The 22,349-nt window shown below is 69.7% G+C and carries 21 protein-coding genes; 17 read left to right on the top strand and 4 right to left on the bottom strand.

Features of this window, described 5'->3' with window-relative positions:
• Positions 1-77: 77 nt before the first annotated feature.
• On the bottom strand, positions 78-635 hold the full coding sequence (locus AB4851_RS17940; protein ID WP_414450915.1) for a hypothetical protein: 558 nt from the start codon (positions 633-635) through the stop codon (positions 78-80).
• A gap of 208 nt (positions 636-843) precedes the next feature.
• Here AB4851_RS17940 and AB4851_RS17945 point away from each other — a divergent pair, with 208 nt between their 5' ends.
• From AB4851_RS17945 to AB4851_RS17990, 10 genes are all read left to right on the top strand, one after another.
• Positions 844-2,121 (top strand): MlaE family ABC transporter permease, encoded by a 1,278-nt coding sequence (locus AB4851_RS17945; RefSeq protein WP_414450916.1) that lies wholly within the window; start codon positions 844-846, stop codon positions 2,119-2,121.
• Positions 2,118-3,044 carry an ABC transporter ATP-binding protein gene (locus AB4851_RS17950; protein ID WP_414450917.1) on the top strand — a complete coding sequence of 309 codons (927 nt, stop codon included), beginning with the start codon at positions 2,118-2,120 and terminating at the stop codon, positions 3,042-3,044. The genes AB4851_RS17945 and AB4851_RS17950 overlap by 4 nt, the downstream gene beginning before the upstream one ends.
• Positions 3,045-3,060: 16 nt before the next feature.
• Positions 3,061-4,008 (top strand): MlaD family protein, encoded by a 948-nt coding sequence (locus AB4851_RS17955; protein WP_414450918.1) that lies wholly within the window; start codon positions 3,061-3,063, stop codon positions 4,006-4,008.
• 193 nt (positions 4,009-4,201) lie between these two features.
• A complete protein-coding gene (locus AB4851_RS17960; protein WP_414450919.1) occupies positions 4,202-4,831 on the top strand; it encodes an ABC-type transport auxiliary lipoprotein family protein in 630 nt (209 codons plus the stop codon).
• A 40-nt stretch (positions 4,832-4,871) separates the two neighbouring features.
• Positions 4,872-6,068 (top strand): VanZ family protein, encoded by a 1,197-nt coding sequence (locus tag AB4851_RS17965; protein WP_414450920.1) that lies wholly within the window; start codon positions 4,872-4,874, stop codon positions 6,066-6,068.
• 106 nt (positions 6,069-6,174) lie between these two features.
• Positions 6,175-6,495: a (2Fe-2S) ferredoxin domain-containing protein gene (locus tag AB4851_RS17970; RefSeq protein ID WP_414443195.1), complete on the top strand. Its 321-nt coding sequence runs from the start codon at positions 6,175-6,177 to the stop codon at positions 6,493-6,495.
• A 34-nt stretch (positions 6,496-6,529) separates the two neighbouring features.
• Positions 6,530-7,162, top strand: coding sequence for an alpha/beta hydrolase (locus AB4851_RS17975; RefSeq protein WP_414450921.1), 633 nt, complete (start codon positions 6,530-6,532; stop codon positions 7,160-7,162).
• Positions 7,163-7,504: 342 nt separating this feature from the next.
• Complete coding sequence (locus tag AB4851_RS17980) at positions 7,505-8,812, top strand: D-alanyl-D-alanine carboxypeptidase family protein (protein WP_414443193.1); 1,308 nt, start codon at positions 7,505-7,507, stop codon at positions 8,810-8,812.
• 202 nt (positions 8,813-9,014) lie between these two features.
• Complete coding sequence (locus AB4851_RS17985) at positions 9,015-9,923, top strand: D-amino acid aminotransferase (protein ID WP_414450922.1); 909 nt, start codon at positions 9,015-9,017, stop codon at positions 9,921-9,923.
• Positions 9,924-9,956: 33 nt separating this feature from the next.
• Positions 9,957-10,268: a YbeD family protein gene (locus AB4851_RS17990; protein WP_414443191.1), complete on the top strand. Its 312-nt coding sequence runs from the start codon at positions 9,957-9,959 to the stop codon at positions 10,266-10,268.
• Here AB4851_RS17990 and AB4851_RS17995 read toward each other — a convergent pair.
• Positions 10,265-11,371 (bottom strand): transcriptional regulator GcvA, encoded by a 1,107-nt coding sequence (locus tag AB4851_RS17995; RefSeq protein ID WP_414450923.1) that lies wholly within the window; start codon positions 11,369-11,371, stop codon positions 10,265-10,267. The two genes, AB4851_RS17990 and AB4851_RS17995, sit on opposite strands and share 4 nt — an antisense overlap.
• Positions 11,372-11,472: 101 nt before the next feature.
• Between AB4851_RS17995 and AB4851_RS18000 the strand changes: the two genes are divergently transcribed.
• The 6 genes from AB4851_RS18000 to AB4851_RS18025 all read left to right on the top strand — a co-directional run bounded on the left by AB4851_RS18000 (position 11,473) and on the right by AB4851_RS18025 (position 16,663).
• A complete protein-coding gene (locus AB4851_RS18000) occupies positions 11,473-11,799 on the top strand; it encodes a DUF2917 domain-containing protein (protein ID WP_414450924.1) in 327 nt (108 codons plus the stop codon).
• Between the two features lie 83 nt (positions 11,800-11,882).
• On the top strand, positions 11,883-12,638 hold the full coding sequence (gene lipB, locus AB4851_RS18005; RefSeq protein WP_414451881.1) for a lipoyl(octanoyl) transferase LipB: 756 nt from the start codon (positions 11,883-11,885) through the stop codon (positions 12,636-12,638).
• Positions 12,631-13,614 (top strand): lipoyl synthase, encoded by a 984-nt coding sequence (gene lipA, locus AB4851_RS18010; protein WP_414443187.1) that lies wholly within the window; start codon positions 12,631-12,633, stop codon positions 13,612-13,614. The genes lipB and lipA overlap by 8 nt, the downstream gene beginning before the upstream one ends.
• Before the next feature lie 218 nt (positions 13,615-13,832).
• A complete protein-coding gene (tauA, locus tag AB4851_RS18015; protein ID WP_414443186.1) occupies positions 13,833-14,867 on the top strand; it encodes a taurine ABC transporter substrate-binding protein in 1,035 nt (344 codons plus the stop codon).
• A 24-nt stretch (positions 14,868-14,891) separates the two neighbouring features.
• The gene (locus AB4851_RS18020; RefSeq protein WP_414443185.1) at positions 14,892-15,689 is read left to right on the top strand and encodes a taurine ABC transporter ATP-binding protein; all 798 of its coding nucleotides are present in this window, start codon (positions 14,892-14,894) and stop codon (positions 15,687-15,689) included.
• Between the two features lie 95 nt (positions 15,690-15,784).
• A complete protein-coding gene (locus AB4851_RS18025; protein WP_414451882.1) occupies positions 15,785-16,663 on the top strand; it encodes an ABC transporter permease subunit in 879 nt (292 codons plus the stop codon).
• Between the two features lie 226 nt (positions 16,664-16,889).
• Here AB4851_RS18025 and AB4851_RS18030 read toward each other — a convergent pair whose 3' ends face one another.
• Positions 16,890-18,929 (bottom strand): gamma-glutamyltransferase family protein, encoded by a 2,040-nt coding sequence (locus AB4851_RS18030; protein WP_414450925.1) that lies wholly within the window; start codon positions 18,927-18,929, stop codon positions 16,890-16,892.
• Between the two features lie 180 nt (positions 18,930-19,109).
• On the bottom strand, positions 19,110-20,015 hold the full coding sequence (locus AB4851_RS18035) for a LysR family transcriptional regulator (protein WP_414450926.1): 906 nt from the start codon (positions 20,013-20,015) through the stop codon (positions 19,110-19,112).
• A 149-nt stretch (positions 20,016-20,164) separates the two neighbouring features.
• Between AB4851_RS18035 and AB4851_RS18040 the strand changes: the two genes are divergently transcribed.
• A complete protein-coding gene (locus AB4851_RS18040; RefSeq protein WP_414450927.1) occupies positions 20,165-22,312 on the top strand; it encodes a 3-hydroxyacyl-CoA dehydrogenase NAD-binding domain-containing protein in 2,148 nt (715 codons plus the stop codon).
• Positions 22,313-22,349: the final 37 nt, after the last annotated feature.

Here is a 22,349-nt window from a genome sequence, read left to right on the forward strand (position 1 = left end):
TGAAACGACGGGGCTGGATCAGAAGACTCGAACGCGGCGAGGCCGAGGCACGCTCGCCTCACCGTCTTCCGTGCCGCTTAAGGCGCGCTTGCCGGCTGCTTCAGCGCACGCGCGGCTTCGAGCCACGGCGCGTGATACGCATCCTCGTCGCGCGTCACGCCGCGATTGCCGAACACGCGCGCCTTGTCGAGTTCGAAGCGGGCTTCGCGCACGGTCGCGGCCGTCGCCCCGTCGTGCGCCGCCGGATCGGCCTCGGCGGCGGTTTCGAGCCAGCCGAGCCCCTCGTCGCGCAGGCCCGTATCGTGCGAGCCGAGCAGCGCGGTGCCGAGCGCGACCTGCGCGTCGCCGCGGCCGTCGCGCGCCAGTTCGCGCAACTGCTGCATCGCGCGTGGCTCGCTCGCCTGTGCCACCCTCGCGCGCCATGCCTCGATCTGCACGCGATCGGCGCGGCTGGCGCTGCCGTCCCAGCCGGCGGCCGCCACGCCCGCCGCCAGCAGCGCGGCCACCAGCAACATGCCGGTGGTCGGCAGGGTGAAGCGAGCCGCGCGGGCGAAACCGTGCGTTGGGGCAGTGGAGGCGGCCGTCGATGCGCCTCCCGCGTTGAGCGTGGTGAAACTGCGCATCGTCGTCTTCATTGCGTCAGGTCGATTGCGTGGTTCAGGTCGGGCGACGTGACCCTGTCGATGTCGGCCGGGAAGCGGCTGACGAGCGCCTGCATGGCGGCGGACGGCGAATCGAAGCGCATCGGAATGTCCTGTCTGTTTTTTGGGGGCGGAATGAACGGCGTGCGGATGCCGTTGGCCGGAACCGAGTTCAAGTATCGAAAGCGTTCGTGACGTCGAAATGAAATCCGGCGGATCGAAAGCGGGAAGATTTCCTCGGGCGCGTCACGGCCGATCAGCTTCTGGCGCGCGCACAGATGGGGTTCGATACAATGGCCGCTGTCACTTTTTTCGAGACGGCCGTTCCTTGGACTTCCAGACACCACCGGGTTTGTCGGTCGATGCCGGCGGCGGCGACAAGACCGTGCGCCTGTCCGGGCAATGGACCGCGCTGGCCCTCGCACGCAATCGTGGCGCCGTGGTGCGGCGCGCGGAAAAGCTCGCGCGCGAATTGTCGAGCGGCGGCGCGCAGGACGGGCCGGGCGGCCGCTGGGATCTCTCGGCGATCGAGCGGCTCGACCACGTCGGCGGTCAGGCGCTCTGGCGCGCATGGGGCCGTCGGCTGCCGGCCGGCGTGGCGCTCACCGCCAACCAGAGCACCATCTTCGAACGGATCCAGCGCCTCGACGAGGCGCGCGAGGCGCCCGAGCCGGTGGTGCGACACGATCCGATCACGCGCTTCGGCCTGTCGCTGATGCAGTTCGGCGAGCATCTGTATGGCGGGATCGGCATGTTCGGGCGCGTGATCCTCGATTTCGGCTCGATCCTGCGCCGTCCCAAAACCATGCCGTGGACGGAAATCTCGGCGAACGTCTACAACGCCGGGGCCAAGGCGCTGCCGATCACCGCGCTGGTCGCGTTCCTGATCGGCATCGTGCTCAGTTACCTGTCGGCGCAGCAGCTTCAGCAGTTCGGCGCGAACCGCTACATCGTCAACATCCTCGGGCTGTCGGTGATCCGCGAGCTGGGGCCGGTGTTGTCGGCGATCCTGGTGGCCGGGCGCTCCGGCTCGGCCATCACGGCGCAGATCGGCGTGATGCGGGTGACCGAGGAACTCGACGCGATGCGCGTGATGGGCATTCCGCACGGGCTGCGGATCGTGCTGCCACGGGTGGTGGCGCTCGGCGTGGCGATGCCGCTGCTGGTGATGTGGACCAACATCGTCGCGCTGTCGGGCGGCGCGCTGGCGGCCAAGCTGGTGCTCGGCATCGACGTCAATTTCTTCGTGCGCTCGCTGCCGAGCGTGGTGCCGATCGCGAACCTGTGGATCGGGGTCGGCAAGGGCGTGGTGTTCGGCATGCTGATCGCGCTGGTGGGCTGCCATTTCGGCTTCCGCATCAAGGCCAATTCGCAGAGCCTCGGTCAAGGCACCACCACCTCGGTGGTCAGTTCGATCACGGTGGTGATCCTCGCCGACGCCGTGTTTGCGATCCTGTTCCAGAACGTGGGGCTCGGATGATGAACGACAGGCCGACTTCCGCCGATCAAGCCGATGCAGCCGACGCCGGCACCGCCGCCGCCGCGATGCGCACGGCCGCCGAGGGCGACGGCGCGCCCGACTACGTGATCGAAGTGCGCGACTTGACCAAGCGCTACGGTCGCAACGTGATTCACGAACATCTCGATTTCGACGTGCGGCAGGGCGAGATCGTCTCGATCGTCGGCGGCTCGGGCTCCGGCAAGACCACGCTGGTGCGGCAGATCCTCGGGCTGGAGCGGCCCACCTCGGGCACCGTGCGGGTGTTCGGCCAGGACCTCGCCGCGCTCGACACCGATTCGGCACGCGTGATGCGCAGCCGCTCGGGCATGCTGTTCCAGCAAGGCGCGCTGTTCTCGTCGCTGACGGTGTTCGACAACATCGCCCAGCCGCTGCGCGAGCTGGGCCGGGTGCCGCAGGATCTGCTGCACGAGATCGTCATGCTGAAGCTGGAGATGGTGGGCCTGCCATGCAAGCATGCCTCGAAGATGCCGTCGGCGCTGTCGGGCGGGATGATCAAGCGCGTCGGCATCGCGCGCGCGATCGCGCTGGAGCCGGAGCTGCTGTTTCTCGACGAGCCCACGGCCGGGCTCGACCCGCGCGCCTCCGACGAATTCGTCGACCTGATCGCCACGCTGCACCGCACGCTGGGCCTGACCGTCGTGATGATCACGCACGATCTGGATACGATGGTGGCGCTGTCGACGCGGGTGGCGGTGATCGCCGACCGCAAGGTGCTGGTGGCCGCACCGGTGGAGGAGGCGGCCAGCGTCGATCACCCGTTCATCAAGGAATATTTCCTCGGACTGCGCGGCCGTCGTGCGCTGCAGGCGTTGCCGCCCGAGCGGCGTGCCAAGCTGCCGAAGGCGGCGCTCGAGCCGGCGCTCTCCAGCGTCGAGCTGTAACTGGAAGGAATCGCGAATGGAAAACAAATCACATGCATTCTGGGCCGGGCTGTTCACCCTGGGGCTGCTGCTCGCGATCATCGCGACCGTGTTCTGGTTCAACGTCGACCGCTCGGTACGGATTCCCTACGATCTCGTCGCGCGCACCAACGTGACGGGCCTGTTCCCCGATGCGGACGTGCGCTATCGCGGGCTGGGTGTCGGCAAGGTGGCGTCGATCCATTTCGACCGGACGCACCCGGGCGAGATCGACATCCGCATCCTGGTCGACAAGGACGCGCCGATCACGCGCTCGACTTACGGCAGCCTCGGCTTCCAGGGCGTGACGGGCATCGCGTTCGTGCAGCTCGACGACACCGGCACCGATCCCGCGCCGCTGCCGACCTCCGACAAGGCGATCGCGCAGATCCCGCTCCACCCGAGCCTGCTGGACCAACTCCAGAAGCGCGGCGACGGGCTGCTCAAGCAGATGGAAGTGGCCGCGCAGGCCGTCAACGCCATGTTGTCGCCGCAGATGCGCGAGCAACTCGAATCGACCGCCAAGAGCGTGCAGCAGGCCGCCGACGGCGTCAGCACGCTGACGCATTCGCTCGAACCGGTCACGGCGCAGTTGCCCGAAACCACCCGTCGCATGAATCAGGCGCTGGCGTCGGCCGATGCGCTGCTCGCGCCGCGCGGCCCGCTGGCCGCCAACCTCGACCGCGCCGGCCGGGCGGCCGAACAGGCGGGAACTGCGCTGACCTCGATGAATCAGACGCTGTCCGAACTGAATGCGAGCGTGCGTTACGAGACGCTGCCGCGCGTCAATGCGTTGAGCATGAACATCGGCGATACCTCGCGCACCGTGCGCGATGCGGCCGATGCGTTCACCCGTAACCCGCGCAGCCTGCTGTTCGGCGCCAGCGCCGGCCTGCCGGGCCCGGGCGAGTCGGGCTTCACCTGGCCGCAACCGGCCGGCCGTTGAACGTGCGGGCGGGGCAGGTGGCGTGCCGCCGTGCCCGTAGCCTGTCGAGCACCGGCTGCCGCGTACGGCGTCGAACCACGCTCCGCAATCCGTCACCGAAACCAGGCCGTTGCCTCGTGCGGCGGCCCTAGCAACCGACGGCCGTCACGACGCGGCCACCGTCAAGGCAATCACGACCATGCAGGAATCCGCGATGTCACGCTTCTCTCCCGTCCTGGCCCGTCGCTGCGCCGCGCTCGGCGCCGCCTTCGCGTTCACGCTGCTCGCCGGCTGCGCGAGCGACGCCGCCCGCATGTCGAACATCCGCTACGACCTCGGCCCGCTCGATCCGTCCACGCTGACGGCGTCGCCCGCCTCGGGCACGGTGATCAAGGTGCTCGACGTGCGTGCGCCCGATGCGTTCGACACCGACAAGTTCGTCTACCGCCTGGCCTACGTCGATGCGCAGCGCATCGACACCTATCGCGACAGCCGCTGGACCGCGCCGCCCGCGCAACTGCTGACGCAGCGCCTGCGCGCCGCGCTGTCGGCGCGCGGCGCGGTGCTCGACGGCGGCGACGCGGTGCGGGCGGCGGTGCTGCGCGTCGAGCTGAACACGTTCGAGCAGGTGTTCGACGGCCAGTCGCAGAGCCACGGCGAGGTATCGGTGCGCGCCACGCTCACGCGCGACGGCACGCTGCTCGGCCAGCGCACGTTCGTGGCGCGCGCGCCGGCCAGTTCGCCCGATGCGGCGGGCGGCGCGAGCGCGCTGGCGGCCGCCAGCAACGATCTCGTCACGCAGATGGTGGCGTGGCTCGCCGTGCAGGCCAGCGGGCCGCAATGACGCGCGCGCGGCCGGCTTCCCGTCGCACGGAGCCGCCGCGATGACGCCCGTCGCTGCGCCGTCGCGCGGGCCGTCGTCGCTGGGGCGGCGGCTGTTCGCGGCCTATGCGGCGCTGGTCGTCTATGCCTCGCTGTACCCGTTTCTCGGCTGGCGCTCGCTCGGCGTCGGCCCGTTCGATTACCTGTTCGCGCCGATGCCGCGCTACTGGACGGGTTTCGACGTCGTCACCAACGTGATCGGCTACCTGCCGCTCGGTGCGCTGGCCGTCGCCGCGCTGTACCCGCGCGTGAAGGGCGTGCCGGCCGCGCTGCTGGCGACGCTGCTCGGCACGCTCGTGTCGGGTTCGATGGAAGCGCTGCAAACCTACCTGCCGACGCGCGTGGCGTCGAATCTCGATCTCGGCGCGAACGCGCTCGGCGCCTTGCTCGGCGCGGCCATCGCGGCGCCGGTCGTGCCCGCGCTGGTCGAGCGCGGCGTGATGCGGCGGCTGCGCGACACGTGGTTCGAGCGCGACGCGGCCACGCCGATGTTGCTGTCGGCGCTCTGGCCGTTCGCGGTGTTGTTCCCGTCGCCGTTCCTGTTCGGCATCGGCAGTTGGCCGAGCGAGCTGTGGGACCGCGCCGACCTGTCGATGCGCGACGCGCTGCTGGCCTGGGCGCCGGCGCACTGGCGGCTCGACATCTGGCCCGACGCGCTCGACGCGCGCCTGTCGGACAGCGCCTGGGAAGTCGTGCTGGCCGGGCTCGGCCTGTATGCGGCGCTCGCGCTGGCGTCGCTGACGATGCGCCGCCAGGCGCCGCGCATGCGGCTTGCTCTGGCGTTCGTGGCCGTGGTGTTGATGCTGAAGACGGCGGCCACCTTCCTGCAGTTGCGCAGCGGCCTGTCGTTCGACTGGGCGACGCCGGGCGCCTGCGGCGGCATTGCGGCCGGCCTGGCGGCGGCGCTCGTTTCGCTGCGGCTGCGCGCGGTGTGGCGGGCGACGGCCGCCGCCGTGGCGCTGGCCGTGTCGCTGCTGCTGGTCAACCTGTTGCCCGCGAATCCGTTCTTCGACTACGCGCTGTCGGGCTGGAGCCAGGGCCGCTATCTGCACTTCAACGGCATCGCGCGCTGGCTCGCGTGGAGCTGGCCGTACGCGGCGCTGGTGTGGCTTGCGTGGCACGCGGAACGTGGCTGGCTCGGGCGGCGCACGCGCCGGCGCGCGGGCGATGGCGATGGGCAGGACGGTGGTTCGCGGTGAGGGCGGTGGCGGCAGCAGGCGCGGCCACCGCTCGCTATAATCGGTCCTCCCGACACCTACCCAATTCAGCCGGCGGCGCACGACGCACGCGGGCGGCCCCCACATCATGAACGCCAGCTACTACCAGCACCACGTGTTCTTCTGCCTGAACCAGCGCGATCCCGGCGCGGACCGTCCGAGCTGCGCGAACTGCGATGCGCAGCACATGCAGGAATACGCGAAGAAGCGCGTCAAGGAACTGGGCCTGTCCGGCGCGGGCAAGGTCCGCATCAACAAGGCCGGCTGCCTCGACCGCTGCGAGGAAGGCCCGGTGATGGTGGTCTATCCCGAAGGCACCTGGTACACCTACGTCGACAAGCAGGACATCGACGAGATCGTCGAATCGCACCTGCGCGACGGCAAGGTGGTCGACCGCTTGAAGATCTGAGCGCACGCGCTTTTCACCCGTATCCGGACGCCGCATGAACGCCCAAACGCAGAAATCCCTGATCGACGGCCCGGTGGGCCGCATCGAGATCGCCGTCGATTTGCCGCCCGACGAGGTGCCCGTGCGCGGCATCGCGCTGGTCGCGCATCCGCATCCGCTGTTCGGCGGCACGATGGACAACAAGGTCGCGCAAACCCTGGCGCGCATCTTCACGCAACTCGGCTACATCGTCACGCGCTCGAACTTCCGCGGCGTGGGCGAGACCGAGGGCACCCACGACAACGGCCAGGGCGAAACCGACGACCTGCTCGCGGTGCTGGCCCACATGCGCGCGCAGCCGGGGCAGGAGACGCTGCCGCTGGTGCTGGCCGGTTTCTCGTTCGGCACGTTCGTGCTGTCGCATGTGGCCAAGCAGTTGCGCGAGCGCGGCGACGCGGTCGAGCGCATGGTGTTCGTCGGCACGGCGGCGAGCCGCTGGGCGGTGGCCGAGGTGCCCGAGGACACCATCGTGATTCACGGCGAGACCGACGACACGGTGCCGATCGCGTCCGTCTACGACTGGGCGCGGCCGCAGGAGCTGCCGGTGGTGGTGATCCCCGGCGCCGAGCATTTCTTCCACCGCAAGCTGCATATCCTCAAGCGCGTGATCGTCGACGCCTGGCGTTGACGTGCCCCGGCGCGAGGGCTTGCCGGCTTGCATCGGGCTGACGGCGCGGCGCCTTTCATCTGTTTGTCGCATACGACAGAAACGGCTTACGGCGGCTTCGGCCCGCCGCGCGCCCGTATAATGGCCGGGTTTGCCCGCGTCGCGCGGCACCCTCGGCGGTGCGCGCGGCAGCGTCCCGCGACGCCGCGTCACCCACGCGCCGCGAACCGCCGCTGCCGCCGCCTGTCCAACTCTGCGCGCCGTGTCAGGCTCCGCCCAGGTGCCGGCCGGACCGCTCGCCGTCCCGGTTCCCCGATCTTGCGCCCCGTGCGCAGCACTTTCTGCCATCAGCCTGAATCGATCATGCGTTTGTCCTCCGTAGGCCTCAAGTCTCTCGCTTCCTCCACCGCCTTCGCTGCTGCCGCGCGCAATATCGCGCTCGGCGTCGTGGTGCCCGCCGCGCTCGTGACGACGGTTGCCGTCGCGCAGGCCAAGCCTGCCAAGAAGGCGGCCGCGGCAGCCGCCGCCGCCGCTGCGGCGCCCACCGGCGCGCCGGCTACCTTCATGCCGGGCGCGGTGCCCCCGCCGGGCGTCAACGCGCGCTCGTGGGTGCTGGTCGACGCCAGCAGCAACCAGGTGCTCGCTTCCGGCAACGCGGACGAACGCGTCGAGCCGGCCTCGCTGACCAAGCTGATGACGGCGTACCTGGTGTTCGAGGCGCTGTCGACCAAGAAGATCTCGATGGAGCAGATCGTCACGCCGAGCGACGCCGTGCGCCGCGTCGGCACCGACGAATCGCGCATGTTCATCGAAGCCGAGAAGCCCGTGTCGGTGCACGACCTCGTGTACGGCATGATCATCCAGTCGGGCAACGACGCCGCCATCGCGCTGGCCGAGCTGGTCGGCGGCAGCGAGTCGCAGTTCGTCAACCTGATGAACACCGAGGCGCAGAAGCTCGGCATGACCGGCACGCATTTCGCCGACGTGAACGGCATGCCCGATCCGCAGCACTACACCACCGCCGGTGACCTGGCCAAGCTGTCGGCGCGCCTGATCCGCGATTTCCCCGATTACTACAACATCTTCTCGGTCAAGGAATTCCGCTACAACAACATCACCCAGGCGAACCGCAACCGCCTGCTGTGGACCGACCCGACCGTCGACGGCCTGAAGACGGGCCACACGCAAGCGGCCGGCTACTGCCTGATCGCCTCGGCCAAGCGCGCGCTGCCGGGCGCCGATGGCGGCACGCGCCGTCTGGTGTCGGTGATGATGGGCGAAACCAAGGAAAGCGACCGCGTGGCCGACAGCATGAAGATGCTGAACTACGGCTACAGCGCGTTCGACGCCGTGCGTCTGTACAAGGGCGGCCAGGCCGTGGCCACGCCGCGCGTGTACAAGGGCAAGGACAACGCGGTGCAGGTCGGCGTGCAGAAGGATCAGTTCGTCACGCTGCCGAAGGGCGTGGGCGACACGATCAAGCCGCAGGTCACGCTGAACACGCCGCTGATCGCGCCGCTGGCCGAAGGCCAGCAGGTCGGCACGGTGCAGTTCGTGGCCGACGGCAAGACGGTCGCGCAGTTCCCGGTCGTCGCGCTGCAGGCGGTGCCGGAAGCGGGCCTGTTCGGCCGCATCTGGGATTCGATCCTGCTGATGTTCGCCAAGAAGTAAGCACGAGCGGGGCGGTGGCCGAGGGCTGCTGCCGCGTCGTGATTTCGCCGTCGGCGGTAAGCTGTCGGCTCGGGCTGGCCGCGAAGCCTTGCATTCCGGTTTCGCGGCCAGCCTTTGCATTCGGCCGCTGTATTTGGCCGCTACATCGCACCCCGGCGGCGCGCCATCGTGTCGAACGCCTCATCCACTTTCGTTGATCGCCATGAGCCAAGCTGATTTCGACCCCGTCGTCTATCTGAGCGTCAATGCCGAGGAGCAGCGCGTGCCGCTGTCCGAGGCGCGCGTGCCGGTGCTCGATCGCGGTTTCATCTTCGGCGACGGCGTGTACGAGGTGGCGCCGCTCTATCTGCACGAGGGCACGCGCCGGCCGTTTCGGCTGCCGCAGCACCTGGCGCGGCTCGACCGCAGCCTCAAGAAGCTCGACATCCCGAACCCGCGTGACGACGCCGGCTGGCGCGCGCTGATCGACGAGCTGCTGGCGGCCAATGCCGACAGCCTCGGCGATGCGCATGCGAAGGTCTATCTGCAGATCACGCGCGGCGTGGCGAAGCGCGGCCACGCGTTCCCGGCCGGTATCGTGCCGACCGTGTTCATGATGGTCAGCCCGATGGAATTGCCCGGCAACGAGATCCGCACCACCGGCGTGCGCTGCGTGACGGCCGAGGATCGCCGCTGGCTGCACGCCGACATCAAGGTCACCTCGCTGCTCGGCAGCGTGCTGATGGCCCAGCATGCCGCGCAGCGCGAGGCGTTCGAGACGATCCAGCTGCGTGACGGCAACCTGACCGAAGCGTCGTCGTCGAACGTGTGGGTGGTCAAGAACGGCGAACTGCTCGCGCCGCCGCGCAGCAACAAGATTCTCGAGGGCGTGCGCTACGCGCTCGTCGAGGAATTGGCCGAGGAATGCGGGATTCCGTTCGTCGCGCGCGAGATCAACGAAGCCGAACTGCGCGCGGCCGACGAGATCCTGCTGACCTCCGCCACCAAGGAAATCCTGCCCGTCACGTCGCTCGACAATCTGCCGGTGCAGGACGGGCGCCCGGGCCCCGTGTACATTGCGCTGTACGAGGCCTACCAGCGCGCCAAGTCGCGCGAGCTGGCCTCCGCCTGAGCGCGTTTTTATCGATTCTTTCTGGAGAAGCTTATGACGACCGACCCGACCAAGACAGTCGAACTGACTGGCGCGATCGATACCAGGAAGGACACGTTGCTGGAATTCCCCTGCGATTTCCCGATCAAGATCATGGGCAAGGCCCATCCCGAATTTCGCGACACGATCTTCAAGGTCGTGGCCGTGCACGACAATGAAATCGATCTGGAGAAGATCGAGGAGCGCTCGTCGAGCGGCGGCAACTACACGGGCCTGACGATCACCGTGCGCGCCACCAGCCAGCAGCAGCTCGACGACATCTACCGCTCGCTGACCGGCCACCCGATGGTCAAGGTCGTGCTTTAAGCGCTGCTTTCCGGCGTGTCGGGGTGGCGGCGTCGGCCGCCGCGCCGCGCCGCCGGTTCGGTTTGCTCGCCAGCGTCACCCCCCGCTGTCTCCCCCGCCGCATTGTTCGTTTCATCCTCCCCCGATTTTTCCCGCTGCACCGCCTCCAACTGCGCATGCCCATCGTGCTGCCCGTGCCGCGCCGCGTGCAGCGTATCGAGGCGCGCCCAATCCGCCTCGAATGTGGCCAGATGTTCGAGGATCCAGTTGCGGAACGCCTGCACGCGCGGCAGGTTCAGCCGGTTCGGCTGACACACGAAATAGCAGTGCCACGGGCTCGGCCCGGTGATGTCGAACAGCCGCACGATGCGGCCCGCGGCCAGCTCGCTGGCGGCGATCGAGCGGCGCACCAGCGCGATGCCCTGGCCGTCGATGGCCGCCTGCACCAGTTGCGACGAATCGTGGAACAGCACGCCGCGCTTCGGCTCGGTCAGCCGGTCGAGCCCGGCCGCGTCGAACCATGGGCGCCAGAGCTCGTCGTCGGAGCGCAGCAGCGGGTAGTGCACCAGATCGGCCGGCGCCTTCGGCAGCACGCCGCCGTTCAGCGTGGGCGCGCAGGCCGGGAAGAACAGCTCGTCGAACAGCTTCTCGACGTGCAGCCCCGGGTAGACGCCTTTGCCGAAGCGGATCGCGAGGTCCACGTCGTCGCGCGTGAAATCGGTCAGCGAATTGGTGGATTGCAGTTCGAGATCGATATCGGGATGGCGATCGATGAACGAGCCGATGCGCGGCGTGATCCAGCGCGCGGCGAACGACTGCAGCGAGGACACCACCAGACGGTTGCGCCGGTCGGTCGCGCGCACGTCGAGCGTGGCGTCGTGCAGGATGGTCAGCGCCGCGCGCACCTGCAGCGCGTAGCGCTCGCCGGTGTCGGTCAGCGCGAGCCGCTTGCCGTTGCGGGTGAACAGCGGCACGCCGAGTTCTTCCTCGAGCGAGCGCACCTGGTGGCTGATCGCGCCGTGCGTGACGAACAGCTCGTCGGCCGCGCGCGAGAAGCTCTGATGGCGCGCGGCGGCCTCGAAGGCGCGCAGGGCATTCAGCGGGGGCAGTTTGCGTAGGTCCACTTGCTAATTTTTCTCACAAGAACGTGAAAACGTATCGTTTTGCGTAAACCCTTGATGTGCCTAGGATTGTAGTCATTCCAATGTGATTTCCGGAGCGCATCATGAGAGAAATTTCGACGAACTTCGTGTTCGAGATCCAGGCTGGCGAAACGGTGCCGATGGTGGTGGCGCACAGCACGCGCCTGACCGTGCAGGGCGCCACGGTGTGGGCCACTCGCAGCGAGGACGTGGACGACTACTTCCTGGCCCCCGGCGCGACGCTGCGCCTGCGCCGCGGCGAGCGCCTCTGGCTCGGCGTGGAGGGGCCGGCGTCGGCGCAGGTTGCGTTCAGCGTGGTGCCCTCGCCGTGCCAGGCGGCGCGCTCGGCGCTGAAGCGCCTGGCGAACTGGGTCTCGACGCGGCTGCACGACGGCTGGCGCGTGGTGTGAGCGCGGTGTAAGCGTGACTCGGGCCAGATCGGGCCGTGTACGAGGCCCGGCGGCGCGGGGCGGTTTTCGGTAAACTAGCGCCCATGTCAGCGCCGCCGGTCACCCACTTGTCCCCCCATTCCATCGATTCCGGCAGTGCCGCGCCGTCCGAAAACGGGGCCGCACTGCCGTCGCTCGTGGTGCGCTGGCTCGGCAGCGCGCCGTACGCGCCCACCTTCGATGCGATGCGCGCGTTCACCGATGCGCGCGGCGCCGATACCGCCGACGAAATCTGGCTCGTCGAACACCCGCCCGTCTACACGCTCGGCCAGGCCGGCGACCCGGCGCACCTGCTGGTGGCCGACAGCGGCGTGCCGCTGGTCAAGGTCGATCGCGGCGGGCAGATCACCTATCACGGCCCCGGCCAGATCGTCGCCTACCTGCTGGTGGACCTGCGCCGCCGCAAGCTGATGGTCCGCCCGATGGTCGAGCGGATCGAGCAGGCCGTGATCGAGACCCTCGCGGCGTATAATCTCGCGTCGGTCCGCAAGGCGGGCGCGCCCGGTATCTACGTGGAATCGGGGCCGCATGCGGGCGCAAAGATCGCCGCGCTCGGCCTGAAAATTCGCAACGGATGCAGTTATCACGGGCTCAGTCTCAATGTCCGGATGGATCTCGCTCCGTTTCTCGCGATCAATCCGTGCGGCTACGCGGGACTCGAGACGGTCGACATGGCGGCCGTCGGCGTGGTCGCCGACTGGCGGAACGTGGCCGATACCCTCGTGCGCCGTCTGACCGCCAACCTTGACGGCGCCCCCGCCGCCGTATTGCCGCAGGCACTGGAACACACGAATGACTGACGTAATCGCAACTCCGGCATCGGCCGAATCGGCCGCCTACGATCCGACCGCCAAGCAGAAGGCGCAGGCGAAAACGGCTCGCATCCCGATCAAGATCATCCCGATCGAGAAGCTCAAGAAGCCCGACTGGATTCGCGTCAAGGCGGCCACCGGCAGCTCGCGCTTCAACGAGATCAAGACGATCCTGCGCGAGCACAACCTGCATACGGTGTGCGAGGAAGCGAGCTGCCCGAACATCGGCGAATGCTTCGGCAAGGGCACCGCCACGTTCATGATCATGGGCGACAAGTGCACGCGCCGCTGCCCGTTCTGCGACGTCGGCCACGGCCGCCCCGATCCGCTCGACGAGAACGAGCCGGGCAACCTGGCGCGCACCATCGGCGCGCTCAAGCTCAAGTACGTGGTGATCACCAGCGTGGATCGCGACGATCTGCGCGACGGCGGCGCCGGCCATTTCGTCGAGTGCATCCGCCAGGTGCGCGAGCAGTCGCCGGACACCCGCATCGAAATCCTGACGCCCGATTTCCGCGGCCGTCTCGACCGCGCGATCGGCATCCTGAACGCCGCGCCGCCCGATGTGATGAACCACAACCTCGAAACGGTGCCGCGCCTCTACAAGGAAGCGCGCCCCGGTTCGGACTACGCGCATTCGCTGAAGCTGCTGAAGGATTTCAAGGCGCTGCATCCGGATGTCGCCACCAAGTCGGGCCTGATGGTCGGCCTGGGCGAAACGCCGGAGGAAATCCTCCAGGTGATGCGCGACCTGCGCGATCACAACGTCGACATGCTGACGATCGGCCAGTATCTGCAACCGTCGGAGCACCACCTGCCGGTGCGCGAATACGTGCACCCGGACGTCTTCAAGATGTACGAGGAAGAGGCCTACAAGATGGGCTTCACGCATGCGGCGGTGGGCGCGATGGTGCGTTCGAGCTACCACGCCGATCTGCAGGCGCACGGCGCGGGCGTGGTCTGAAACCCGCTGCTTGGCCGATTTGACGAGAACCCGCCGCGAGGCGGGTTTTTCGTTTTGGGGCGCGGCTGTCGCGTCATTGCCGGCGGCATCCGCTTCAGCGCGAAATGCATAGCGTCAGCAGCGTCAATTGCATCGCAGGAATCGATAGAACCGCGTGGGCATGAAGTCTCTATAGTCGGGCGTTTTCGAACCACCGCATCCGACCCGAGAGGTAAGCCATGCCGCGTTTCCGTTCCGTCCGCACCGTCCTGACCCTCGCGCTTGCCGGCGCCGTTGCCGCGCTGACGCTCGCCGCCGCCCCGGCGCGGGCCGCCGACAAGGAAGTGGTGATCGCGTATCAGGACATGGTGGTGCCGTGGCGCTATGCGCAGGCGACGGGCGAGGTGGAAAAGGCCACCGGCTATAAGGTTACCTTCCGCAAGCTCGGCAGCGGCGCCGACGTGATCCGCGCGCTCGCCTCGGGCTCGGTGCAGCTCGGCGAGGCCGGCTCGGCGCCGATCGCGGCGGGCTTGTCGCAGGGCGTGGATCTTTCGCTGTTCTGGATTCTCGACAACATCAACGACGCCGAAGCGCTGGTCGCGCGCAACGGCTCGGGCGTCAACAGCGTGGCCGACCTGAAGGGCCACAAGATCGGCGTGCCGTTCGTCTCGACCTCGCACTTCCACGCGCTGGTCGCGCTGCAGCAGGCCGGCGTCGATCCGAACTCGGTCAAGATCCTGAACCTGCGTCCGCCCGAAGTGGCGGCGGCGTGGGCGCGCGGCGACATCGACGCGACCTATATCTGGGATCCGGTGCTGGCGAAAGTGAAGCAGAACGGCAAGGTGCTGATCACGTCGGGCCAGGTGGCGAAGGCCACCGGCAAGGCGACGTTCGACGGCTTCGTCGCCACGCGCCGCTTCGCGCACGACAACCCCGAATTCGTCGCGCGCTTCGTGAAGGTGCTGGCCGCGGCCGACGCCGATTACCGCGCGCATCCGAACGCCTGGGGCAAGGGCTCGGCGCAGGCCGCCGCGGTGGCGAAGGAGTCGGGTGCGAATGCCGACGACGTGCCGGCCAGCCTCGCGCTGTACGCATTCCCGTCGGCGGCCGAACAGGCCTCGACGACCTGGCTCGGCGGCGGCGCGCAATCGGGCGCGGCGAAATCGCTGGCGGCCACGGCCGCGTTCCTGAAGTCGCAGGGGACCATCCAGGCGGTGCTGCCCGATTACTCGGTCGGCGTCGATCCGCAATTCGTGAAGGCCGCCGCGCACTGAGCGCGAGCTAAGGAGGAACGCGCGATGAGCAGGCTCGATATCCGGCGGCTGTCGGTCGCCTATCCGGGGGAGCGCGGGCACGGCGACACGCAGGCGCTGGTCGACGTCGATCTGTCGATCGACAGCGGCGAGTTCGTGGTGGCGGTGGGCGCATCGGGGTGCGGCAAGACCACGTTGCTGAACTGCATCGCGGGCTTCGTTGCGCCGACCACCGGCGAGGTGCGGCTCGATGACGAGCCGGTGCTCGGGCCGGGCGTCGAGCGCGGCGTGGTGTTCCAGAAATACGCGCTGCTGCCATGGCTCGACGTGCTCGGCAACGTCGCGCTCGGGCTGCGCTTTCAGGGCGTGGCGCGCGCCGAACGCGAGGCGCGCGCGCGGCAGATTCTTGCGCTGGTCGGGCTGGAGCGGCATGCGCGCTCGCGCGTGTACGCGCTGTCGGGCGGCATGCAGCAGCGCGTGGGCATCGCCCGCGCGCTGGCCGGCGACCCGCGCGTGCTGCTGATGGACGAGCCGATGGGTGCGCTCGACGCGATGACGCGCGAGTCGATGCAGGAACTGGTGCTCGACCTGTGGGCGCGCACCGGCAAGACGGTGTTCTTCATCACGCACGACGTGGAGGAGGCGCTGTTTCTCGGCACGCGCGTGGTGGTGATGACGCCGGGGCCGGGCCGCATCGCCGAAACGCATGACTTGCCGTTCGCGCGGCGCTTCGTGCAGACGCGCGATGCGCGCGGCGTGAAGTCGTCGCCCGACTTCATCGCGTGGCGCGAGCGTCTGATCGGTTTGCTGCACGGGCGCACGAGCGCGAAGGAGGCCGCATGAGCGCGCACGACGACATCGCGCTGGAGGCCGGTGCGCCGCCGCACCCGGACGATCGGACGCGCTCGCGCACGGTGACGTGGCAGGCGCAGCCGCGCATGGCCGCCGGGCAGGGGCGTGCGGCCGATGCGGCAACGCGGCCGGCTCTGCCCGTTGCCCCCACGACACCGCGCCGCCGCACCGCGCATCGCGGCGCACGACGCCCCGGCGAAGGGCCGACGGCCGCGCTCAGTGCGGCATCGGTGGCCGGGCTGGCGCTGCTCTGGTGGGCCGCCACGTATTTCGGCTGGGTGCCCCCGCTATTTCTGCCGTCGCCGGCCGCCGTCTGGCAGGCGTTCGTCGAGGCCTGGCGCGGGCAGCTTCAGGGCGGCGTGCCGTTGATCGAGCATCTGGGCTGGAGCGCGCTGCGGGTATTCGGCGCGTTCGCGCTGGCGGCGCTGTTCGGCATTCCGGCCGGCATCCTGATGGGCGTGAGCCGCGTCGCGCGCGGCCTGCTCGATCCGCCGCTCGAGTTCTATCGGCCGTTGCCGCCGCTGGCCTATTTGCCGCTGGTGGTGATCTGGTTCGGAATCGACGAAACCGCGAAGATCGTCGTGATCTTCCTGGCCTGCTTCGCGCCGATCGCGATGGCCGCGCGCGCCGGCGTGCGCAGCGCGACGCACGAGCAGATCGCCGCCGCGTATTCGCTGGGCGGCAGCCCGTTGCAGGTGGTGCGTCACGTGGTGCTGCCGGCCGCGTTGCCGGAAATCCTGACCGGGCTGCGGATCGCGATCGGCTTCGGCTGGACCACGCTGGTGGCCGCCGAGATGGTGGCGGCCACGGCCGGGCTCGGGCAGATGGTACTCAACGCGTCGAGCTTCCTGCGCACCGACGTGGTGGTGATGGGGATCGTGCTGATCGGCGCGATTGCGTGGGGGTTCGACCTCGCGATGCGCGCGCTGGAGCGGCGGCTGGTGCCGTGGAAGGGGCGCGGGTAGGGCGATGGCCGTGAGGTTTGGCTGCGCGTGATCGGGCCGCTTTGTTCGGTGGCTTCGTTGTCCGCTTTGGTTGTTGCGCCGCCGCTTCGGCTCGTACCTCCGCTATCGCTGTCTGACGCGGTGGCTGGCGCCGCTGCGAAGCGGGCTGCCGCTGCGAGGCTTGGCGGCTTGCGATCGCGCCGCCTTGCGCGATCGCTCTGGTGTCCGCTGTTGTTGCCGCTTCCCCTCAATCCCCCGCCGCCACGCCTTCCCGTCTCGGATCGGCCCCGCCGATCCACAGCGATTGCCCGTCCACCGTCACGCGCTGCAAACCGGTCAGGTCCGAGTTCAGTTCGGTCACGACGACCGTGTGGCCGCGCCGCTTCAAGCCATCGATCAGCGTATCGGACACACGCCCTGCTTCCACTTCGGTCGGCCCGTTGCGCGAGCCGAGGTTCGGCAGCGCGATGGCCTGCTGGATCGTCATGCCCCAATCGCCGATGCCGATCAGCGTCTTCGCGACGCTCGTCGCATCCGCGCCGCCGAGCGCCAGCGCAACGCGGCGCGTGCCGCGCTCGAACACCAGCTCGGGCGCGAGCGAGGCGCGCGCACGCTTGCCGCCGTCGAGGCGGTTCGCGAGCGGCCGGCCGTGATCGCGCGGCTGTCGCGAGAAGCCCGTCAGCGCGTCGTTGAGCAGGAAGCCGCGCACCATCAGCCGCGCGCCGAACGGATCGCCCAGGCTCGACGACATCGACACCACCGCGCCGTTGCGATCGACCACGCTCAGTTCGCTCGCGGCGGGCGGCGGCGAGAGCGCGTCGGCGTCGTCGCCGAACGCGGTGGCCAGCGAGGAGCCGGGCGGCACGCCCGCGTCGGCGTGGCCGAGGCTGGTGTCGCCGAGCCGTTGCAGGCGTTGCGCCAGATAAGTGGGGGCGATCAGCCGCTGCCAGTCGCCGGCGGGCGCGGGTACGCGGTCCGGGTCGCCGACGTAACGCGCGCGATCGGCATAGGCCAGGCGGCCGGCCTCGCTGAACAGGTGCGCGGCCTGCGGCGTGGGCTCGACGCCGAGCGCGGTGGGCACCGGCCGCTGCGCGCCGATGCGCTGCCAGTCGGGCAGGCCGTCGAGCAGGCCGAGCATCTGGGCGACGGCGATGCCGCCCGACGATGGCGGCGGCATCCCGCATAGCGTCCACTTGCGGTAATCGCTGCAGAACGGCGCGCGCGGCACGGCGCGATAGCGCGCGAGATCCTGCGGGTTCAGCAGGCCGGGGTTGGCCGACTGGCTCACCTTCGCGGCGATGTCGCGCGCGAGCGGCCCGCCGTAGAACGCGTTCGCGCCGCCGGCCGCGATCTGCCGCAACGCGGCGGCCAGCGCCGGATTGCGCAGCAGCGTGCCGGCCGCCTTGGGCCGGCCGTCCTTCTCGTAGAAATAGTCGCGCGCGGCCGGATCGTTGCGCAGCCACGGGTCGCGCGCGATCTGCGCGGCCAGGCGCGGGCCGATCGAGAAGCCCTGCGTGGCGAGCCGGATCGCCGGCTGGAACAGCCGCCGCCACGGCAGCTTGCCGTGCGCATGGTGCGCGAGTTCGAGCATCCGCAGCATGCCCGGCACGCCCACCGGCCGGCCGCCCGCCGCGCTTTGCGCGGGCGGCAGCAGCTTGCCGTCGCGGTCGAGGAACAGGTGTTCGGTGGCGGCGGCGGGGGCCATCTCGCTGCCGTCGTAGGCGTCGGTGGTCTTGTCGTCGGCGTAGAGCAGGAACGCGCCGCCGCCGATCCCCGACGATTGCGGCTCGACCAGCGTCAGCACCAGTTCCGCGGCGATCGCGGCGTCCACGGCGCTGCCGCCGGCCTTGAGGATCTCGTCGCCGGCCTGCGCCGCGTACGGGTTCGCCGCGACGATCATCTCGCGCTGCGCCGACCAGCCCGGCTTGTCGTTCCAGCCGCTGGCCGCCTCGGCCGTGCGCACGCCGAAGGCCGGCGGCGCGGCGGCGGCGCTCGCGGATGCCGCGCCGGCCGCCTGCGCCGACGTCGCGCCGGAAGCCGACGCAGCGGCCGCGCTGCCAGGGCCCCCTGCACCGGCGCTCGAACACGCGGCAAGCGCCGCGAGCAGCGCGGCGGCGGCGAACGGGGCAACGCGATGGGTGAGGCGGTGGAGCGGGGCATACGGGCCAAACAGGACAAACCGGCCAAACCGGGCAGACGGGTCGAGCGGCACGCGCACGGCGGCGCGTTGCGCGGCGGCGGGCGCGCGATGCAGGCGGGACGGGCGCGGGCGAAGCCGGTCGGTCATCGTGTACCTCGGGGAGAGCAGCGGTGTCGAAGGATGCGCCGTCGCGCGGCGCGGCCCGCTCGCGCGCCGGTCGATTGCGGATCGGGCGCCGCTCGCGGGCCGGCTATTGTCGCTGCCTGCCCACCCGCCTGTCATTCGTCGAATCCCTCGAATCGTGCCGTGCCACCGCGCCGCCGCGCCTCACTCCGCCACGCGCCCCGATTGCCGCGCCGCGTCGAGGATGAAATCGATGAACGTCGAGGTCGCGCGCGTGTGGTGCCGGTTCGGCATGTAGAGCATCGCCATGCGCGTGCCGAAGATGCTGAGTCGGTACGCGTCGAGCGTGGTCACCACGGCGCCGCGCCGCAGATCGTCCTGGATCACGTAGTCGGGCACGATGCCCACGCCGAGCCCGGCCAGCACGGCTTGCCGCAGGAACAGGAAGTTCTCGGAGATCAGCGTCGGCGCGAGCAGCACCTCGTGACGCTCGGCGCCGAGGTAGGCCGCGATCCGCAACTGCCGCCCGAGCACGGTGGCGGTGATCAGCGGCGCGCCGGCCAGCGCGTCGAGCGTGGCCGGCATGCCGTGCGCGGCCGCGAACCCGGGCGACGCGCAGGCGACGTAGCGCACCGCGCCCATGTCGCGCGCGACGAGGTTCTGCGGCGGCTCGGCCATCACGCGCACGGCGATATCCACCTCGTCGCGCAGCAAATCCTCCACGCGATTCTCGAACACCACGTCGAGCACGATGCCCGGGTATTGCCGCTTGAACGCGATCAGCCAGTCGGACATCACGATCTGCCCATAGCCGCTCGGCACCGACAGCCGCACGCGCCCCTGCAGCGCCTGCCCGAGCGTGGCCACGGTTTCCTGCGCGGCCAGCAGCTCGTGCTGGATGCGCCGGCCGTGCTCGACCAGCCGCAACGCCACTTCGGTCGGCTCGATGCGCCGCGTGGTGCGCCGCACCAATTGCAGGCCGACCGATTTCTCGAGCTGGTTGAGCCGGTAGCTGACGTTGGCGCGGCTCATCTTGAGCCGTCGCGCGGCGTTGCTGAGGTTGCCGGCGTCGAGGATCTCGACGAGCAGCGTCAACGCGTTGATGTCCATGGCGGGGTCCGATGTGAGGGGAATTGTCAAAAGATATTTGACAGCTTGTAAAGGGAACTGGGAATTGTCAATTCGACTCGATCAATCGAGAATCCCAACACGACTGTCGGGCCGCTCGCCGGCCCGCAGGTCACTACTCAGGAGACGCGATGACCGATTCGAATCCCTCCGCCGCCGCTTCGGCTTCCCCCACCGGCACCGTGACGCGCGAGCGCCGCGACGCCGTGCTCGTCGTCACGCTCGATCACCCGCCTGTCAACGCCCTGTCCACCGAAGTGCGGCGCGGCCTGCTCGACGCCATCGAGGCGGCCGCGGGCGACGACGCCGTGGAGGCGGTGCTGCTGGTCGGCGCGGGCCGCAACTTCATCGCCGGCGCGGATATCCGCGAATTCGGCAAGCCGCCGCAGCCGCCCGCGCTGCCCGACGTGTGCGGCCGCATCGAGAACAGCGCCAAGCCGGTGATCGCCGCGCTGCACGGCGCGACGCTCGGCGGCGGGCTCGAAGTGGCGCTGGCCGCGCATTACCGGATCGCGCTGCCGGGCGCGCTGCTCGGCCTGCCCGAAGTGCTGCTCGGCCTGTTGCCCGGCGCGGGCGGCACGCAGCGCACGCCGCGCCTGATCGGTGCCGCGGCGGCGCTCGATTTGATGTTGAGCGGGCGCTGTGTCGATGCGCCGGCCGCTTACGTGATGGGCCTCGTCGACCGGCTCGCGGTCAGCGACGACACGCTGGCCGAAGGGCTGGCGTATGCCCAGGCGCTGCTCGCGAGCCGTGCGCCGGTGCGTCGCACGCGCGACGCCGACGGCCTGGCCGATCGCGCCGCCGCGCAGGCCGCGATCGACGCGGCGCGCGCCGAGCTGGGCAAGCGTGCGAACGGGCTGTTCTCACCGCAACGCATCGTCGAGGCTGTGGAAGCGGCACTGACGCTGCCGTTCGACGAGGGCATGGCGCGCGAGCGGCAACTGTTCCTGGCCTGTCTCGACAGCCCGCAGCGCGCGGGCCTGGTTCACGCGTTCTTCGCCGAGCGCGAGGTGGCCAAGGTGCCGGGCGCGCGCGACGCGGCGGTGCGCCCGATCGAACGCGCGGGCGTGATCGGCGGCGGCACGATGGGCGCGGGCATCGCCGTGGCCGTGCTCGACGCGGGGCTGCCCGTGGTCATGATCGAGCGCGACGACCGGGCGCTCGCGCAGGGCCGCGCGCGCGTGGCTAAGGTGTACGACGCGCTGGTCGCGAAGGGGCGGCTCACCGATGCCGCGCGCGACGAACGGCTCGCGCGCCTGAGCGGCAGCACCGTGTACGACGCGCTGGCCGATGTCGATCTCGTGATCGAGGCCGTGTTCGAGGACCTGGCCGTCAAGCAGGCCGTGTTCGAGGAACTGGCGCAAGTCACGAAGCCGGGCGCGGTGCTGGCCACCAACACGTCGTATCTCGACATCGACGCGATCGCCGCCAGCGCGGGCGAGCGCGCCGGCGACGTGATCGGCCTGCATTTCTTCTCTCCGGCCAACGTCATGAAGCTGCTCGAAATCGTGGTGCCCGCGCAGGTTCGCCCGGACGTGGTAGCCACCGCGTTCGCGTTCGCGAAGCGGCTGCGCAAGGTGGCGGTGCGCGCGGGCGTGTGCGACGGCTTCATCGGCAACCGGCTGCTGGCCGTGTATCGCGGCGCAGCCGACCTCGTCATGGAAGATGGCGCGTCGCCGTACCAGATCGACCGCGCGATCCGCGAATTCGGCTTTCCGATGGGGCCGTACCAGGTCATCGATCTGGCCGGCGGCGACATCGGCTGGGCCACCCGCAAGCGTCGCGCGGCCACGCGCGATCCGGCGCTGCGCTACGTGGCGATCGCCGACCGGCTGTGCGAGCGCGGCTGGTTCGGGCAGAAGACGCAGCGCGGCTTCTATCGCTACCCGGACGGCGCGCGCACCGGCCAGCCCGATCCCGAGGTCGAGCAGATCGTGGCCGACGCGCGCGCGGCCAAGGGCATCGTGCCGCGTGAGTTCAGCGACGACGAGATCGTGCGCCGCTATCTGGCCGCGATGATCAACGAGGCCGCCAACGTGCTGCACGAGGGCATCGCGTTGCGCCCGCTCGATATCGACGTGGTGCTGGTGCACGGCTACGGCTTTCCGCGTCATCGCGGCGGCCCGCTCCATTACGCCGACACGCTCGGCCTCGACACGGTGCTGGCCGATATTCGCCGCTACGCCGAGGAAGATCCGGCGTTCTGGAAGCCGTCGCCGCTGCTGGTCGAGCTGGCCGAACGCGGCGCGCGCTTCGAGAGCCTGAATTCGAGAGCCTGAATTCGAAAGCTTGAACCGGGCCGGCCGAACGCCGGCC

It is taken from the genome of Burkholderia sp. 22PA0099 (assembly GCF_047497165.1).
In the GTDB taxonomy this organism is placed as follows: Bacteria; Pseudomonadota; Gammaproteobacteria; order Burkholderiales; family Burkholderiaceae; genus Burkholderia.